Source organism: Pedobacter steynii, from assembly GCF_900103665.1.
GTDB lineage: Bacteria > Bacteroidota > Bacteroidia > Sphingobacteriales > Sphingobacteriaceae > Pedobacter > Pedobacter steynii.
Map to the genome: position 1 here is coordinate 1 of NZ_FNGY01000030.1, position 2,926 is coordinate 2,926.

Genomic DNA, 2,926 nt, shown 5'->3' on the forward strand with positions numbered 1-2,926 from the left:
TTCTGACTTGAAAAAATAGCTTTGGTTTTCATGTACTTTGAAACGGTACTATCTTACCTCGCTACGCTATAAATGACATCTCTTTAATGAACTTTGCGAATCGCCTCTCGGTTCTTCTTTTATGTTGCAATCTTTATTCCTCTGTTTCTTCCTGGTCTTAATGTTCCTGGTTTCAGTTTCGGTATTCCGATCGTTTCAGTCTTTTTGTTTTTGTTATCAAACTCCGTTTAGTAACCCCCGTTTTTGTTGGGACTGCAAAGGTAGAAATCTTTTTGTTATTGTCAAGCTTTTTCTCAAACTTTTTTACGCTGTTTTATTTGGTAATTAAACCAGTCAAAACAACGCTGACTTTATCTCTACTGCAATCTTTCAAATCCTTCTCTCTGTATCAATCTTTCTCTTCCTCCGAAGCGGGATGCAAAAGTAGGATTATTTTTGCTCCCTGCAAACTTTATTTACATAAAATTGTATTTATCTTAACATAAGGCCAAATATTTGCGACAATCTCTTCTGTGATTAAAGCCCAACACACTAATCCTTAGTTACATTGACAAACCAATCTAAGGAAACAGGAATTCGGTTTTATTTTCATAAGAATACTATAAATAAATGCCAGGATTTGCTCTAAAATAGCCAAATCCATATCTCATTAGCCCTGGCATAGGAAACAGGCAATATCGTTTTCTTCTTATTCCTGAAATAAAAAAGAATTAATGTACTTCCTTTCCAGCGTCATATTAAATAAAAATAAACAAACATTTAACAATTAATAAAGCATATCAGCACCAGGGAGCTTCCCTTAAGCAACAGAGCCCATAACTTGGTCCATATTCAAATAGAATATTCTGTTTTTAAAGCTCGCTGGAGATTTCGATAATATTTACGACTTCATTCCGGATTAAACTTTGTCAAGTGCAGCATATATTCTATTTTAGATAAACCATGAAAGCACCCTCGCTGTTAACCCGGCTATTCCTTTCCGCGTTTGTTTTGTTCAGCATCACTGCCAGGTCCCAGGATCGAAATTTAAAACTTGTATTCATACGACATGCAGAGCGTCCTGAAAATGGGAATAATCTCACCTGTAAAGGATTTAACCGCTCCGTACAATTGCCCGCAATATTATATAAGAAATTCGGCAAGCCATCTGATATTTATGTTCCGGCGCTAAACCTTGGTAAAGACACCAGGCGTGCCAGGATGTTTCAAACCATTACTCCTTTTGCGGTGAAATATAATTTAAGTATAAACTCGGCTTATGAAGAAGGGGATTACAAACACATTAGTAAAGCGCTCTTAAAAGAAAAAGGTACTGTCATCATCGTTTGGGAGCATAAGGAGATCCAGCAACTGGTGAATGCACTAGGTGTAAAATCTGTCACCCAAAAATGGGGCACAAATGATTATGACAGCATATGGATCGTTACTTTTTCTACAGGGATGCCTGTTCTGAAAAAAGATAAGCAGGGTTTAAACCCATCGTCTAATTGCAATTTCTAATTTTAATCTGATCACCTGCCCCTTAGCCTTCCGAAAATCTAACATTCATAAATCTTTACTCATGCGAAAACTATTCATCGTCCTGTTTCTATTCTTTTATATACAAAGTCAGGCACAAACTGATCAGTTACAAAAGATTGAAAATGACATTAAGGCCAATGCTATGGAACATAAATTCGACAAGCAAATCATTGATCTTAATAATGACCAGATCGATGATTACATCTACTTATATCAATGCGGAGAACCTAAATGCATAAAAGTATATCTAAACATCAACGGCATATTAAAAGAACAGATTGCGGAACAGTGCTGGAGTTACCGGGTATTTAACATCAACAACAGAAAGATACTAACTTTAATACTAGGCCATTGTTGTGGGAAAGCCCCTATGTATCGATCAGGTCCGTTGAATTTGATACAAACCGAGCGCTGATTAAGGACAACTATGTGTTAACAAATGGAGCATATACCGGAGCTAGTATGCTTAGCCCTCCATTTTACAGCAAACAACGAGAACCTGCGGTCATTAATACCAACAACTATAATTTAAGATTCTCTCCCAATACTGATCTGCTCAAAGGAGCTGAAAAAGAGACGTTCACTTTCGGAATTACCGAAGGCACAAATATTATTGCCCAGATAAAAATGGGTTCAAAAATCAATATTCTATCTGAACTCATTCAGCGGGACAGATCCTGGCTATTTATCGAAGTAGATCCTACGTTCCTGGTTGGCAAGGATCATCCTGTCAGTTTCGATTTTAAAGATCAGCAGTTAAGGGGTTGGATTAGCAGCAAATATGTAACGCGAAAATAACATTGGTATCATTTCTCAACAAGAAGAAATTAAATATCAGCTCCTGGAGATTATCCCAAAAGAATAAAAAGATCCATTGCGAAATCATGGACATGGTAAAACAAACGGTATTGTTTAGTGATCAAAGCAATGCCCAACTCATCATCAATTGCCAATGCACTAAGTAGAAAGGGCTGCTCTGATAAAGAAATCAGAAAAGTTCCTGCTCAATAATTCCGGAAAAGCTTATATGTTTCTATAAAAAGCAATGATAATTTTGAAAACTTTTATAAAAAGAATGAGGCCTTGGTTCACGAGCGACAAATAAAAAGGCTGATAAACAAGAAAAGCCTGTAGTTTCCTACAGGCTTTCTTTTAAGATTTGGCACCGACCTACTCTCCCACGTGTTACCGCAGTACCATCGGCTCTGGTGGGCTTGACTTCTCTGTTCGGAATGGGAAGAGGTAGACACCACCGATATAGGCACCTAAATATTTTTAATTTCTTTTATTAGAGTTCTTTGTTATGTGAAAAGAAAAGCCTGCAGTTTTCACTACAGGCTTACTTTAAGATTTGGCACCGACCTACTCTCCCACGTGTTACCGCAGTACCATCGGCTCTGGTGGG

3 protein-coding genes and 1 rRNA gene are annotated in these 2,926 nt (G+C 37.4%); 3 read left to right on the plus strand and 1 reads right to left on the minus strand.

Annotation, left to right across the window (positions count from 1 at the left end; all coding sequences use genetic code 11):
• Window positions 1-942: 942 nt before the first annotated feature.
• From BLQ87_RS33020 to BLQ87_RS33030, 3 genes are all read left to right on the plus strand, one after another.
• Window positions 943-1,500 carry a hypothetical protein gene (locus BLQ87_RS33020; protein WP_074613152.1) on the plus strand — a complete coding sequence of 186 codons (558 nt, stop codon included), beginning with the start codon at window positions 943-945 and terminating at the stop codon, window positions 1,498-1,500.
• A 61-nt stretch (window positions 1,501-1,561) separates the two neighbouring features.
• Window positions 1,562-1,936, plus strand: coding sequence for a hypothetical protein (locus BLQ87_RS33025; protein ID WP_074613153.1), 375 nt, complete (start codon window positions 1,562-1,564; stop codon window positions 1,934-1,936).
• A 47-nt stretch (window positions 1,937-1,983) separates the two neighbouring features.
• Window positions 1,984-2,319 carry a hypothetical protein gene (locus BLQ87_RS33030; protein WP_143010626.1) on the plus strand — a complete coding sequence of 112 codons (336 nt, stop codon included), beginning with the start codon at window positions 1,984-1,986 and terminating at the stop codon, window positions 2,317-2,319.
• A gap of 359 nt (window positions 2,320-2,678) precedes the next feature.
• On the opposite strand, the gene rrf is transcribed toward BLQ87_RS33030, so the two are convergent.
• Window positions 2,679-2,790 (minus strand): 5S ribosomal RNA (gene rrf, locus BLQ87_RS33035).
• Window positions 2,791-2,926: the final 136 nt, after the last annotated feature.